Here is a 13,883-nt window from a genome sequence, read left to right as displayed (position 1 = left end):
GCCGCCGGCTACTTGGTAACGTCTGCGCCGAAGTACTTCTGGGAGATCTTGGCGAGGGTGCCATCGGCCTGAAGGTCCGTGAGCGCTTTGTCGACCGCGGCTTTGAGTTCGGCGGATCCCTTGCGGAAGACCATGGCGCTTTGCGTCTTGTCGGTGGTCTCCGCGGCGATCTTCAAGCCGGAGTCCGGAGTGCTCTTGGCGTAGTCGAGGTAGGTCAGCTTGTCGTTGACGGTTGCGTCGACGCGGCCTTGGCGGACCAGGGTTGCGGCTTGCGCCCAGCCTTCGACGGACTGCACGTTGGCGCCTGCGTCAACTGCCATCTTGTAGAAGTTGCTGGTCAGCGACTGCGCGGTGGTCTTGCCTTTGAGATCGGCGAAGCTGTTGATGGAGTTGTTGTCCGACTTGGTCACGACGACGCCATTGGAGATCGTGTACGGCGCCGAGAAATCGTACTTGGCCGTGCGTTCGGGGTTGATGGAGATCTGGTTGGCGATCATGTCGAAGCGCTTGGAATCAAGACCCGCGAAGATGCCATCGAACTGGGTTTCCTGGAAGGTCGCCTTCACTCCGAGCTTGGCAGCGACGGCCTGGGCGATCTCGACGTCGAAGCCCGTGAGGGGACCGGCCCCGTTCTCGTGGAAGCTGAACGGCCGGTAGGTGCCTTCCGTGGCAATAACGATCTCGCCCTTGGACTTGATGGCGGACAGCGAGGTATCTCCACCCGACGTCGACGACGGCGAGGAACCACCGCCGCAAGCGGTCAGTGCCAGCGCGACGGCGGCCAGGGTTGCGGACAGTGCTGTGCGGCGGGTGGGCAGGCTCTTCATGAAAGCCATCTTAGTCACGGGACCGGACTGGGGTGCTTCGGGCGGTGTCCGGCGTACACGGGAGGACGCTTAAAAAGGCTGAGTGGGGGCGGTCCCCAACAGCCCGCCACCACTCATCCCCCCAAAAGTGCTCCCGCACGCGCCACGAACCTTGGAAACCCGTTCATTGATTCAAAGGTCAGGCTGCGTCGCCTTCACACATTCATAATTATGGCACGATATAATGGATTTATGAAAGAGGTTACGCGGTATGTTTTTAAATTACCGTGCGGCTAGTCCGGCTGGCAACGGTTTTGGACAGCCAGATGCCTCCCAGGCCAAGTGCAGTGGCCAAAGCGGCAGAGTAATTGATGAGCGGCCGCAGCCACGTATTCGTTGGCGGGATGAGCGGAAAGACCTGTGAAACCGTTAGCAAGGCAAGGCCCAGGAGCAGTGTCGCTGAGGCGGCCCGGAGCAGAACGGGACCCGAACCTCGGACCGATCGCCAGATGCCCGGGATGAGGCATACGGCAACGTAGCCCGGGTAGAACCTGCCCAAGGCCGCATACAGATCAAGGGCCGGCCCAGGGTCAAGGTCATTCAGGCCAACCGTGGAGTCCCGGGTGTCCATCGAGAAGAAGAAGAAGGCCGTGAGGACCGCGGTTGCTCCCAAAACGGCCAAGCCGATCGGCCCGCGGATGGCGCGTTCTCCGCCAGCTGAGCCAAAGGCCCTGGCCACCTTGATGCCCATGAGCAGGAACGTTCCGTAGAGCAGGAACCGGAGCAGCAGGTTGCCGAGGTTGAAGTTGCCCAGCCACCCGTCAATCAGCACATAGGGACCCTCGATGCTGAGAAGGATGTCGAGGGAAATCAGTGCGAACAAGACGAACATCATGCGGTTCTCGCCCCGAACGGCGCTGGGGATGCGAATGGCCGTCAAAATGAGGCAAATGGAGAGCGTAGCCCACGCCAACACGGTGGTCATCCCAGGTTCTCCCAGATTCTGTTGCTGTGGTCGAGCTCGTGCTCATGGCGGCGCAGGGCCTTGCCCAGGGCCTGCAGCCGCTCTCCGGCCAGCAGGGCCAGCTCGCCGTCCGTCATCCTGTCCAGGGCGTCCCGGCGCGCCCCCGGGGGCCATCCTGCCTCGGCCTCGGTGACGAGGCCGCTGGCCACGAGGCCTCCGGCCGGTCCGACGCCGGCCGCCCGGGACGTTGCCAAGGCCAGTTCCGGGGGCAGCCGGTTGGCGGTCAGGTGCGCGGAAAAGTTCTGCGGTGCGATCCCGGTGGAGCCGCTCACCCGGTGGCGCAGCTCGCCGTCGTCGATCGCGTCCACCCAGTTCCTGACTGAACTACCGTGCGGGGTCTCCGCCAGGACCAGGGGCGGGACGCCCTCGCCGGGATCGGAGCGCTCGACGACCGCACGCAGCAGATCCATGGTGGACACCTGGCTGACGAGTTCCGCATCAGTGGGGGGAACCGGGGTTCCCCGAAGCGCCGCGTAGGCCTCGAATTGTGCCAAAGCATCGAAGGGATTCATGTCGAAGGCCCGGCTGATGCTCACGAGCCAACTCTCGGCCACCTTGCCGCGAACCAATTGCTGGGCCAGTGTGGTGCGTTTCACTCCCGAAAAGCGGCAGACATCGGCCGTGCTGGTGTTCGGGGCGATCCCGTGCAGCCAGCGTTGGAACGCCTTGGAGGGGAGGGACATGAACCACTTTCTGCTAGACGGTTTCAGGTCTGCGAAGTCGATTTTACGATGCAGGCACATTGAATTATGCTTGATTCTCGAACCCGCTGGTCCGCACACCCCCCAAGTACGGACCAGCGGGTTCTTCCATGCCCCGGTCTTTCGGACGGCAGGGTATTCGCACGGCCGCCCTTTCGCGTGGCCGGCCTTTCCGCTCAGGAGCGGAGCAGTGAGAGGATAGACCAATGACTGCAACGCTTGTCGCCAAAGAGCTCTCCGGCGGCCACGGTCACCGCACCTTGTTCTCGAAGCTCTCCCTCACCGTCGCGCCAGGAGACGTCGTGGGCGTCGTCGGCGCCAACGGCGCCGGGAAATCCACCCTGCTGCGCATCCTCGCGGGAGCCGACCGTCCCCAGGAGGGCACGGTCAGCCTCGCTCCGAGCGACGCCTTTGTCGCCTGGCTGCCCCAGGAACACGAACGCACCCCAGGCGAAACCGTCGCCGCCTACATTGCCCGCCGCACTGGTTGCGCCCAGGCCACTGAGGAGATGGAGGCCGGAGCCGAGGGGCTCGCAGCCGGAACCGCGGAGGCCGACGACGCGTACTCCCTGGCTTTTGACCGCTGGATGGCATCGGGTGCCGCGGACCTGGAAGACCGGATCCCCGCGGTGCTGGCGGAACTTGGCCTCGAATCGGGTCCCGATGCGCTTATGACGGGCCTGTCCGGAGGCCAGGCCGCCCGAGTTGCCTTGGCTGCCCTCCTGCTGAGCCGCTTCGACGTCGTGCTCCTCGACGAACCCACCAATGACCTGGACCTCGACGGACTGGCCCGGCTTGAATCGTTCGTCCAAGGCCTTCGAGGCGGCGCGGTGCTGGTCTCGCATGACCGCGAGTTCCTGGCGCGCTGCATCACCAAGGTGCTGGAACTGGACCTGGCCCAGAACAGCGTGGCCGTCTACGACGGCGGTTACGATTCCTTCCTCGAAGAGCGGGCGGTAGCAAAGCGGCACGCCCGCGAACGCTACGAGGAATTCGCCAACACCAAGGCGGATCTCGTGTCCCGGGCCCGGACGCAGCGCGAATGGAGCTCGCAGGGCGTCCGCAACGCCATGAAGAAGAGCCCGGACAACGACAAAATCCGCAGGGCCGCGAGCGTTGAGTCTTCGGAAAAGCAGGCCCAGAAAGTCCGGCAGATGGAATCCCGCATCGCCCGGCTCGACGAGGTGGAAGAGCCGCGCAAGGAATGGCAGCTGCAGTTCAGCATCGGCCAGGCTCCGCGCTCCAGCTCCGTCGTCGCAACCTTGCGCGACGTCGTGGCACACCAGGGCGACTTCACGCTGGGACCCGTCAACCTCCAGCTCAACGCCGGCGAACGCATTGGCATCACGGGACCCAACGGCGCGGGAAAGTCCACCCTCCTGCGGCTGCTGCTCGGGATTCAACAGCCCGACGCCGGAGATGCCTCCATGGGTGCATCCGTGGCGATCGGCGAGATCGACCAAGCCCGCGGACTGCTGGCTGGGCACCTTACCCTGGCAGACGCCGTCGAATCTGTCCTGGTCGACTGGAACTCCGCGGATGTGCGTACCCTGCTGGCCAAGTTCGGCCTCAAGGCGGACCACACCTCCCGGACCGTGGATTCCTTGTCCCCGGGCGAACGCACGCGCGCGGCGCTCGCGCTGCTGCAGGCCCGCGGCGTCAACCTGCTTGTCCTGGACGAACCCACCAACCACCTCGACCTGCCGGCGATCGAACAGCTCGAGGATGCGCTTGACGGCTACGAAGGCGCGCTCCTGCTGGTCACGCACGACCGCCGCTTGCTCGAAAACGTCCGGCTCGATTCCCGCTGGCACCTTGACAACGGCACCGTGACCGAACTGCACCACACTTCCGGAATGGGGAATCACAAGCCATGAGCATGGATGGCGTCGCCTGGCGCTCGCTCTACAACATCACCCGCGCCAAGAGCGGCTCCCAGCCGTTCTCGCGGGAAACCATCCGGCGCGTGCTCGCTTTCGCGAAACCGCACCGCAACAAGCTGATCGCCTTCGTGCTGGCCTCCATCGCTGGTGCGTTCCTTGCCGTGGCCACCCCGGTGCTGGCCGGCAAAGTGGTGAACGCGATCATCGCCCATGCGGGCGTGGACGTCGTGGTCGGGCTGGCCGCGCTCATCGCTGCCGTGGCCGTCGCCGACGCCGGAGTGGGACTACTGACCCGGTGGCTGTCTTCCGTGATCGGCGAAGGCGTGATCGTCGACCTGCGGACGCGGGTGTTCGACCATGTGCAGCGCATGCCCATCGCCTTCTTTACCCGGACCCGTACCGGAGCCCTCGTCAGCCGGCTCAACAACGACGTCATCGGAGCCCAGTCGGCGTTCGCGGGCACTCTCTCCGGTGTAGTCAGCAACGTCGTGTCCTTGGCGCTGACCCTCATTGTCATGCTCAACACGTCCTGGCTCGTCACCGTCCTCGCGATGGTGCTGCTGCCGATCTTCCTCATTCCCGCACGCCGCATGGGCTCCAAGCTGGCCGACCTCCGTCGTGAAGCCGCGTCCCACAACGCGGCCATGGGAACCCAAATGACGGAGCGGTTCTCCGCACCCGGCGCCACGCTCGTCAAACTGTTCGGCCGCCCGGACGAAGAGTCCGCCGAGTTCGCCCTGCGCGCCGGCCGTGTGCGTGACATCGGCGTCCGCACCGCCATGTTGCAGTTCACGTTCATCACCGCACTGACCCTCGTTTCCGCCCTGGCCCTCGCGCTCGTTTACGGACTGGGCGGTTGGCTTGCGCTGAGCGGGCAGCTGGCCGCCGGCGACGTCGTCGTACTGGCGCTGCTGCTTACCCGCCTGTATGCGCCGCTTACCGCACTGTCCAGTGCCCACGTTGAGGTCATGAGCGCGCTGGTCAGCTTCGAGCGGGTCTTCGAGATCCTGGACCTCAAGCCGCTCATCCAGGAGAAGCCCGACGCCGTCGCGGTGCCTTCGGGCCCTGTTGCGGTGGAGTTCGACGACGTCCGCTTCGCCTATCCGTCCGCGGACAAGGTGTCCCTTGCCTCGCTGGAGGAAGTGGCGACGCTTGACACCCGCGGCGGCGAGGAGGTCCTGCACGGAATCAGCTTCCGCGTGGAGCCCGGGCAGACCGTTGCCCTCGTGGGGTCCTCCGGCGCGGGCAAGTCCACCGTGGCCCAGCTGCTGTCCCGGCTGTACGACGTCGACTCCGGCGCCGTGCGATTGGGCGGGCATGGGCGAGGTACCGGCCTGGATATCCGGGACGCAACGTTCGATTCCCTCCGGGCGACCCTGGGCATGGTCACGCAGGACGGCCACCTCTTCCATGAAAGCATCGCCTCCAACTTGCGGCTGGCCCGGCCGGGAGCGACGGACGAGGAAATGTGGGACGTGCTCCGGCGCGCCAGGCTCGAAGCGATGGTCCGTTCCTTGCCGGATGGCCTGGAGACCGTGGTGGGGGAGCGCGGCTACCGCCTTTCCGGAGGAGAACGCCAGCGGCTCACCATCGCACGCCTCCTCATCGCCCAACCCAGGGTCGTCATCCTCGACGAAGCAACGGCAGCCTTGGATTCCACCAGCGAAGCCGCGGTCCAGGCGGCCTTGGGCGAGGCACTCGAGGGACGCACCGCCGTCGTGATCGCCCACCGGCTCTCCACCATCCGGGCCGCCGACGTGATCCTGGTGGTGGAGGACGGATCGATCATTGAGCGCGGCACGCACGCAGAGCTCCTCGCCGCAGACGGGCGCTACGCAGAGTTGTACAACACTCAGTTCGCTGAGGCGACGGCTGTGGCACAGGAAGCTGTTCCGGAGCTGTAGGCGCGGTGCCGGGCTTCAGCTCCTGGTGTGTTGACGGACTTCCGGGGCCACTTCCACGCGGTTCCTGCCGGCGGACTTGGCGGCGTACAGCGCCATATCGGCCTCTTTGAGGAGCCGCTCGCTGCTGACTCGATGGCCGGGCACAAAGGCCGAGAGACCGGCGCTCAAGGTCAGGGTACCCGAGGGGTTACCTGAGTGCGCGATGCCCAGCTCCCGCACGGCCTCCAGAGCGCGGGCGAGCCTGGCTTCTGCGCCGGATACCGTCTGGCCCGGCAACAGGAAGAGGAATTCCTCCCCGCCGAAGCGGTAGATTCCGTCGCTTTCGCGCCCTTGGGCGGCAAGGGAGGCCGCAACCGACTGCAATGCGAGATCTCCGGCCTGGTGGCCATAAAGATCGTTATATCTCTTGAAGTTGTCCACGTCGCAGATCGCCAGGCTGTAGTCCGTTCCGTAACGGGCGCATCTGTGGTGCAGCTGTTCCAGGTCCTCCGAGAGCTTCAGCCGGTTGTGGAGCTTCGTCAGGGGATCGGTGCGCGCTTGCTCCGCGAGCGCGGCACGGTAGCGTGCAAGATCGGTGTGCAGCGAAGTCACCCTTTGAGCCACGAGCAGCCGGGTATGCAGGGCGAACGGGTCAAGCGGCTTGGCCACGTAGTCGTCAGCACCGGCCTGCATGCCCGCGACGACGTCCTCGCGTGAATCTTTCGAGGTGACAAGGACAAGGTAGGTGTAGGAGTCCTCTTCCGCGCTGCGGATGGCGCGGCAGAGTTCCAGTCCGTTGAGCCCGGGCATCATCAGGTCAGTCACCACAACTTGCGGCCGGTGTTGCCTGTACAGCTCCCAAGCGGAGTTGCCGTCCGCGGCCACGATGCATTCGTGGCCGGACTGCTCCACTGCCGCCTTCGCCACGAGACGCGAACCGAAATCGTCGTCCGCCACCAGGACCTTCACGAGGCCACCGACAGGGCGTGGTCCAACGCTTTGTCAACAAGTCCCAGTTCGGCCTCAAGGCCGGCCAGGAGCGCGGGATCGACGGGCCCGCCGCTTGATGAGCTGCGTTCCAATTCCTCGCACATCCGTGCCGCGCGCGCGGCCCCGATGTTGGCTGCGGCTCCTTTTAGCTTGTGGGCAACGTGCCTGAAAGTGTCTCGGCTTCCGTTGTCCAAAGCGTGGCGGAGTGCCTCCAGGCTCGGTTGGATGTCTTGCCTGAAGGCCTGGGCGGCGGCGGGCAGCAACCCGAGCCCGTCTGCCGGACCGAGGTCACGCAACGTTTCCAGCCTCGCGGGGTCGAGGACAGTGCCGCCGCCTTCCTTCGATGTTTCCGGGATCCATCGCGAGAGAACCCGCTCCAATTTGTCCACGTCCACCGGTTTGGTCAGATAATCGTCCATGCCGGCCGCAAGGCAGCGCTCACGATCCTCATCGAGTGCGCCTGCCGTCATCGCAATGACCGGCAGCCGCCTGCGCCCATCGTGCCGTGCCCGGATGGCTTTGGTGGCCTCGAATCCGTCCATGACGGGCATATGGCAGTCCATCAGGACCGCGGCATACTCGGTGGCCGCAGTGGCGGCGACTGCTTCGCTGCCATCGGCGACGACGTCGGCCTCGTACCCGAGCTTCGCAACCATGCTGCGGGCCACGAGCTGGTTGACCTCGTTGTCCTCGACGACGAGAATCAGGCCGCGCGAAGGCTGGCTGATGGTCACCGGGATGGCTGGAAGGACCACGGGAGCCGCGAGCGGGCGGGCCGCGACAAGACGCATGAGGCGGTCGTAGAACTCGGAGCTGCGCACCGGCTTGGTCAGCCATTCCTGGACCCCGGCGGCCACGAGTTCGGCTTTGTCCACATTCATGGTGGACGTCAGCATGATGATCCGGGTGGATGCGAGCGCGACGTCGGTGCTCAGCTGGTGTGCCAGCTCCAAGCCGTTCATGTCCGGCATGCACATGTCGAGCACCGCAATGTCGAAGGGACGTCCGGCGGCGGCCTCTTCGCGGCAGCGGTCCAGGCCCTGTTGGGCGTCGCTGACAGCTTCCGGTTTCATCCGCCAGCCAGCCAATTGCCCCTCGAGCACCAATCGGTTGGTCGAGTTGTCATCCACCACAAGGACCCGGAGTCCCGTGAGCTGGTCGGGCGAGATCGACGCCGGAGCTGCCGCAGCTTCGCTCACTGCCAAGGGAAGGGTGGCCCAGAAGGTGCTCCCGTTGCCCAAGGAACTGTCCACCCCGATTTCGCCGCCCATTACCTCTGTAAGCCTCCGTGAGATCGCCAGTCCAAGGCCGGTCCCGCCGTACCGCCGGGTAGTGGAGGCATCGGCCTGCGAGAACGACTCAAAGAGCCTGTGGTGGTCTGCCGCATCGATCCCGATCCCGGTGTCGCGGACCTCGAAGCGTACACGAACGTTCGCGGATTCTTGCTTCACGAGCTTCACGCTGATGACAACTTCCCCTGAGGGAGTGAACTTCACGGCGTTCGAGGCCAGGTTGAGCAGGATCTGCCTGATGCGGCCGGCGTCGCCCACCAGCATCGCCGGAACCTCCGGGCGGCAGTACGCAATCAGCTCCAGGCCTTTGGCCTGTGCGGCCTCGGCAAGGAGGACCGCGAGTTCCTCCACCAAGGTGCGTGGATTGAAGGGAGCAGGGTCCAGATCGACCTTGCCTGCTTCGAGTTTCGAGAAGTCCAGGATGTCATTGATCAAGGACAGCAGGGATTCGCCCGCGCCCTTGACGCCTTCGGCATATTGGCGCTGGGTTTCCTCCAAGGGGGTGTCCAGCAACAATCCGGTCAGCCCGATCACTCCGTTCATCGGCGTGCGTATCTCATGGCTCATCGTCGCGAGGAACTCCGACTTCAAGCGGCTGGCTTCCTCGGCGGCTTCCCGGGCGGTCACCAACTCGGCCTGGGCGATCCTGCGTTCGGTGATGTCCTGGGCGATCGTGGCGACTCCGCGGATGCCGCCGATGCCGCGGATCGGAGACATCGTCAGGGAAACGGGAACGATGGAGCCGTCGATGCGGACCCGTGCTGTTTCGTAGCTGTGGGTTTCCCCGCCGGCCCGGATGCCCGCCAAGAGCTCTTCTTCCTCCTCCTGAAGTTCGTCCGGAATGATGAAGGAAACATGCCTGCCGATTGCCTCGGCGGCGCTGTATCCGTAGATCCGTTCGGCTCCGGGATTCCAGCTGGTGATGACACCGTCCAGTGACTTGCCCACGATTGCATCCGCTGAGGAGTTGACGATCGCGCCGAGACCTTCAAGTTCCGCTGTACGCTCGGCAACCTTGGATTCGAGATCCCGCGTGAGGTTGATGTTCTCGAGGATGATCAGAATCTGGCGGGTGATGGCCAGGGCCAGGGCAGTGAGCCCCACGGCCTGGAGGAAGGGGTCCCCGGGACGCCCGACCCGTATGGGCGCCACCATCACGGCACCCAGGACTGGGACGTAGGGGAGCAGTTCCAGGGCCAAGGTGTAGAGGCGCCGCTCCGTCCGGGGACGCGGGGCGTAGGGGACCAGCGGGGCGAGGGCTATCAGCAGGAACGCCGTGATCCAGCCTGCCGCCAGGGGAGTTCCGGTGAGACCTGTGACACCCTCGGACGTCAGGTCCACGTATGTACTGTCAGTGATCGCAAGGACGAGGAGTCCGCCACCCAGGCAGACCCACCTGAGGCGTTCCCCTGGTGCCCTCCGCATGGTGAGCATGAGGACGATGGAGACCATCGCAATGTCGGCAACCGGATACGCGAGGCCGGTGAGGTGGACGAGGGTCTCCTGCCCTTCGGTCTTGTACATGGAGCCGAGGACGGTAGCCCAGCTCATGAACAGCACTGCGGACGCAATCACTGCCGAATCCAGGAGTGCACGCAGGAAAGCAACCGAGGAGACCCGGGGACGAGGGAACAAGTAGAGGGCTATGGCGGCAGGGATCGAATAGCCGACGAAAGCGGCGTCGGCCACGGAGGGGTAGGGGTAGTCGTGATCGAGCGTCAAGCCGTAGAAGGTCCAGATCGCTTGTCCGGTGGTCCAGATCAGCGTGGCTAGGCCCATGACCCGCCACGCACGGGCGCTTTCATCCTTGCGCCGCCCCGCCCATGCACAACTGGCTGTGGCGAGCAGCGATGCTGCCAGGATGGCGAGGTCACCGGCTGACTGGGCCCCGGACGTCCCTTGGTTTGCGCCGAGGATCGCCGCCAGGATGGCCACCGCCGCAGCGGTGACGATAACAGTCCAGGCGAGGGCGGGCCTACGCAAGGCGTGGCCGTTCATGCCGACTCGCGGGTTGCGACGGCAGGGACCCCAGGAGGAAAGCCGGGCAGTGCGTTATCGGGAGTATGAAACAGCCAGAGCGAGAGCCTGCGGTACGCCTCCCAGTCGCGGTCACGAACTCGTAGCGAAGCAGTGTATTCTCCCTTCGAACTAGACCACACCCGGACGATATCCAGGGGGATCCGTGCGTCTCCCGGGAGTTCCAAGAGTACGCGGCCTGATTCCGGCAGCGCGTCCGCCCCGACCCGGACTGCGGCGCCTCCCATGGAAATGTCCAGCAGTTGGCCCGGGACCCCGAAAACCGTGACAGGTACCTTGACGGTGACCCGGTGGGCGCTCCTGCGTGATGTGGCGAATTCGGCGGCCCTGATCCGGAGCGTCCCCAGCACCAAGACAACCCCCGCCAGCACCAGCCAGACTCCGGCGGCAATCGTGGAGCCAGGACTCGTCCGCCAGGGCACCCAACCGAGGACTCCGGCCGTCGCATAGAGAATAATCGCGCCCACGATGACAATCAGCACAATGAGGATCCGCGGGGCCCTTCCGCGGAGTCGAAGTTCCGCGGCGCCTTTCGGGGTGACTTGAAACTCCAAGGACTTCCGGGAAACGAGCCACCAAAGGCAGGCCATCCCGACAGGAACCCGGAAAATCCGCAGGGCAAACGCCGTCGGCCAGTGGATCTGGTGGCGCATGAGCCTCTTGGCGCCCCACAAACGCACCCAGAACATGGCGGCGAAGGCAAGGGTGAACTCAACGGGCCCGGCGGTGGAGGTCTGCGCGCCGGAGACCATGACCGCCATGGGGATGATGAAGGCAATCAAGGTGGCAATGCCCTCAAGCCACCATAAGGTTCCGTTGATGTATTCGTGGAAGTTCCGCCAGGTCATCCAGCTCTTGGCCGCCCAAAGGCGCTCGTAGGTCAGGATCTGCATCGCGCCCATGCCCCAGCGTCTGCGCTGCAGCAGGTATTGATCGGCCGTTGCCGGGGCCAGGCCAACTGCCAGGGTCTGGTGGTGGTACACGGTCTTCCACCCGAGCCGGATGAGCTTGAGGGTGGTGTGCATGTCTTCGGTGATGGTCTCGGTGGCTACTCCACCTACCTCGCGAAGCGCCTTGATCCGGAGCAGCGAGGTTGAACCGCACCAGAAAGGTCCTGCACCGGGAACATTGCGCGAAGGCATCAGGACGTTGAAGAACAACCCCTGTTCGCCGGAGATGCCGTCGTCGTCGAAGGCTCCTGAGTTGTAGAACGCCTGCGGCCCCTGGATGAGGGCGATTTCCTCGTCGGCGAACCAACCCAAGGTGGCCGTCAGGAATGTTGGGAGGGGAACGTGATCGCAGTCGAGCACGGCAATGACGTCTATTGGGTCTTTTTCGGCTGCTTCCTCCGCAGCCATCAAATCCAATGCATGGTTCATGTTGCCCGCCTTGGCATGGTCGTGCTCGGCGCGGGTGACCACTCTTGCACCGAAGGATGCGCACATCTCGGCAACCCACGGGCGGCTTCCATCATCCAATACCCACGTTTCGTGGCGCGGTTGAAGCACGCAGGCCGCGGCGATGGTGGGCGCAAGGACTTCGACCGGCTCGTTATACGTGGGGATCAGCACGGCGACCTTCATGCCATTGGGAGCTTCGGCAACCGGCTCAGGCGCATAACAGTCGATGTTCCACAGAGTGATGGATTTCAGGACCAGCCCGATCAGGGGAAGGGCCTCAAACGTCACCAGCGTCCACGCGATGACAAGATCCCCGCCACCAAGCGGCATGGTGAATGCGACCCGCCACGTCAGGTAGAGCAACAACGCTGCTATCGCAGCTATCCCGCCGGTCCTGGCCATTCTGCGGGAACGGGGAGCTTCGGGCGCGGGAGAACCCAGTTGCGCCGCCCAGCCGGCCATTCCGGCCGTCGAGTACGCCTTGACCTCCACAGGAGTGTCACGGAACTGCGGACGTTCTCCGCCGACGTCCCCCCGGACGCGTCGGCGCTGTTCAAGAGATTGCATGCGATCCCCCAGCTGGATCTGACAATGCAGCCTGTATCAAGTTAAAACAAACTGTGCGATCACTATAGCCAGTTCTCACCGGATTTTCATGGCAAAACAGGGAAGTTCAGGCCCCGACACGCATGGCTTTTCCGGGAGCGGGAAGGCCTACTTTTTCGCGAGCAGGGGCAGGACGTGGTCCGTCAGGAGCGGAGCCAAATCGTCCGGAAGTTCAGCAGAGAGATCCAACCACCGGATCTCTGCGATCTCGGCCGAAGGGCGGGCTTCCCACGTGCCCGGTGCGGTGAAGACGGTGGCCTCGATGTCAGTCGCGGCCTCATTGGCGGCGACGGCGAGCCAACTCCCCAAGGCCTCAAGGTCGGCCGGGTCGATCTCGATTCCGACTTCCTCGGCCAGCTCGCGGGATGCCGTCTCCGCCGCGGTTTCACCTGGCTCGGGCTTGCCGCCGGGGTGCATGAACTTGTCCGTGCCGCGCTTGCGCACGGTCAGCAGCCGTCCGGCGTCGTCGTACACGCAGACCGCGCTGACGACTATCAGGTCCTTGGCTGGACTGTTGCTGGTCATGTCTCTCTCCTTAGCCGGGATTCGAGCAGCAAGTCCTTGGCTGGTCCGTGCACGTCCCAGGCGTAGCTGAAGGCATCCGGCCCGCCCCAGAGGTAATTGACTTTGTAGTCATCGGGATCGCACCAGTGGGTGTCCTGGTTGGCGTGGTCGCGGAAGCTCATGCGGTGGAACGGTTTCCCATCAGGGAAGTAGACATCCATGGCTTCGGGGGAGTCGGAAGGCCGCAGGAGGTATTCGCGGAAGGCGGGGCCGGTGTGGGTGGGCCAGGTCATGGTGCCGTCTTCGCGAAGGAAGAGACCGCCGTCGGGGGTTTCCGAATAGCGCACGACGCCGGCAAAGGTACCGCGGGTGCCGCCCGCCCGGTCCCACAGGGACCGTTCCACGGTCCAGCTGCCCAGCAGGTAAGCCCGCAGGTCTTGCGTCGGAGACGATTCGCGCAGCTGGTCTTTCAAGTGCCCTCGATTGGAATCGAACCAACGACACCGGCTTTAGGAGAGCCGTGCTCTATCCACTGAGCTACGAGGGCCTGTGCGCGTGCTGGAAGCTCCTGGGAGCCGCTCGCCGGGCACGCATACAAGCATACAAGCTGCCGGGGCGGCCCTCGAACACCGACGCCGGCAACACGCGCTGCCCGGCAACACCGGCGGCGGCGCACGCGGCACCGCATGCGGGTGCTGGCGTTAGGCTGGCCCGCATGAGAGAGCAAATAACCGTGGTGGCCGCCCACGGCGGCCAC

The 13,883-nt window shown here is 64.8% G+C and carries 11 protein-coding genes and 1 tRNA gene; 3 read left to right on the top strand and 9 right to left on the bottom strand.

All coding sequences use genetic code 11. The features are described from left to right. Nucleotides 1-8: 8 nt before the first annotated feature. From AC3WJM_RS00115 to AC3WJM_RS00105, 3 genes are all read right to left on the bottom strand, one after another. Entirely contained in the window at nucleotides 9-827 is an 819-nt protein-coding gene (locus tag AC3WJM_RS00115; RefSeq protein WP_059388190.1) for an amino acid ABC transporter substrate-binding protein, read from the bottom strand. Between the two features lie 256 nt (nucleotides 828-1,083). Then, nucleotides 1,084-1,791 carry a hypothetical protein gene (locus AC3WJM_RS00110; protein WP_306962973.1) on the bottom strand — a complete coding sequence of 236 codons (708 nt, stop codon included), beginning with the start codon at nucleotides 1,789-1,791 and terminating at the stop codon, nucleotides 1,084-1,086. Continuing rightward, nucleotides 1,788-2,513, bottom strand: a complete 726-nt coding sequence (locus AC3WJM_RS00105; RefSeq protein WP_492270947.1) for a hypothetical protein — start codon at nucleotides 2,511-2,513, stop codon at nucleotides 1,788-1,790. The genes AC3WJM_RS00110 and AC3WJM_RS00105 overlap by 4 nt, the downstream gene beginning before the upstream one ends. 224 nt (nucleotides 2,514-2,737) lie before the next feature. Between AC3WJM_RS00105 and AC3WJM_RS00100 the strand changes: the two genes are divergently transcribed. Together AC3WJM_RS00100 and AC3WJM_RS00095 are read left to right on the top strand one after the other, a co-directional pair. Next, on the top strand, nucleotides 2,738-4,408 hold the full coding sequence (locus AC3WJM_RS00100; RefSeq protein ID WP_492270946.1) for an ABC-F family ATP-binding cassette domain-containing protein: 1,671 nt from the start codon (nucleotides 2,738-2,740) through the stop codon (nucleotides 4,406-4,408). Further along, nucleotides 4,405-6,318, top strand: coding sequence for an ABC transporter ATP-binding protein (locus tag AC3WJM_RS00095; RefSeq protein ID WP_284989633.1), 1,914 nt, complete (start codon nucleotides 4,405-4,407; stop codon nucleotides 6,316-6,318). The genes AC3WJM_RS00100 and AC3WJM_RS00095 overlap by 4 nt, the downstream gene beginning before the upstream one ends. A 15-nt stretch (nucleotides 6,319-6,333) precedes the next feature. On the opposite strand, the gene AC3WJM_RS00090 is transcribed toward AC3WJM_RS00095, so the two are convergent. The 6 genes from AC3WJM_RS00090 to AC3WJM_RS00065 form a co-directional block, all read right to left on the bottom strand. Next, a complete protein-coding gene (locus AC3WJM_RS00090) occupies nucleotides 6,334-7,254 on the bottom strand; it encodes a GGDEF domain-containing response regulator (protein ID WP_307052780.1) in 921 nt (306 codons plus the stop codon). Between the two features lie 8 nt (nucleotides 7,255-7,262). Next, nucleotides 7,263-10,577, bottom strand: a complete 3,315-nt coding sequence (locus tag AC3WJM_RS00085) for a PAS domain-containing hybrid sensor histidine kinase/response regulator (protein ID WP_492270945.1) — start codon at nucleotides 10,575-10,577, stop codon at nucleotides 7,263-7,265. Continuing rightward, a complete protein-coding gene (locus tag AC3WJM_RS00080) occupies nucleotides 10,574-12,583 on the bottom strand; it encodes a glycosyltransferase family 2 protein (protein WP_492270944.1) in 2,010 nt (669 codons plus the stop codon). Before AC3WJM_RS00080 ends, AC3WJM_RS00085 begins: the two co-directional genes overlap by 4 nt. A gap of 147 nt (nucleotides 12,584-12,730) precedes the next feature. Next, nucleotides 12,731-13,147, bottom strand: a complete 417-nt coding sequence (locus tag AC3WJM_RS00075; RefSeq protein WP_059388181.1) for an NUDIX hydrolase — start codon at nucleotides 13,145-13,147, stop codon at nucleotides 12,731-12,733. Beyond that, a complete protein-coding gene (locus tag AC3WJM_RS00070) occupies nucleotides 13,144-13,599 on the bottom strand; it encodes a DUF6314 family protein (RefSeq protein ID WP_253257207.1) in 456 nt (151 codons plus the stop codon). Before AC3WJM_RS00070 ends, AC3WJM_RS00075 begins: the two co-directional genes overlap by 4 nt. Before the next feature lies 1 nt (nucleotide 13,600). Next, nucleotides 13,601-13,673 (bottom strand) — tRNA-Arg (locus AC3WJM_RS00065). Between AC3WJM_RS00065 and AC3WJM_RS00060 the strand changes: the two genes are divergently transcribed. Further along, nucleotides 13,647-13,883, top strand: a 237-nt coding sequence (locus tag AC3WJM_RS00060) for a hypothetical protein (RefSeq protein ID WP_492270943.1), incomplete at its 3' end; no start/stop codon positions are given. The two genes, AC3WJM_RS00065 and AC3WJM_RS00060, sit on opposite strands and share 27 nt — an antisense overlap.

This window comes from Arthrobacter sp. FW306-1B-G06A, assembly GCF_058781765.1.
The sequence above is the reverse complement of the archived record's forward strand: the minus strand, read 5'-3'. Positions and strand labels throughout refer to the sequence as shown.

Coding starts and splice junctions, on each gene's coding strand:
- AC3WJM_RS00110 (WP_306962973.1), bottom strand. CDS start 1,791: ATGACCACCGTGTTGGCGTGGGCTACGCTCTCCATTTGCCTCATTTTG.
- AC3WJM_RS00105 (WP_492270947.1), bottom strand. CDS start 2,513: ATGTCCCTCCCCTCCAAGGCGTTCCAACGCTGGCTGCACGGGATCGCC.
- AC3WJM_RS00080 (WP_492270944.1), bottom strand. CDS start 12,583: ATGCAATCTCTTGAACAGCGCCGACGCGTCCGGGGGGACGTCGGCGGA.
- AC3WJM_RS00085 (WP_492270945.1), bottom strand. CDS start 10,577: ATGAACGGCCACGCCTTGCGTAGGCCCGCCCTCGCCTGGACTGTTATC.
- AC3WJM_RS00100 (WP_492270946.1), top strand. CDS start 2,738: ATGACTGCAACGCTTGTCGCCAAAGAGCTCTCCGGCGGCCACGGTCAC.
- AC3WJM_RS00095 (WP_284989633.1), top strand. CDS start 4,405: ATGAGCATGGATGGCGTCGCCTGGCGCTCGCTCTACAACATCACCCGC.
- AC3WJM_RS00075 (WP_059388181.1), bottom strand. CDS start 13,147: ATGACCAGCAACAGTCCAGCCAAGGACCTGATAGTCGTCAGCGCGGTC.
- AC3WJM_RS00115 (WP_059388190.1), bottom strand. CDS start 827: ATGAAGAGCCTGCCCACCCGCCGCACAGCACTGTCCGCAACCCTGGCC.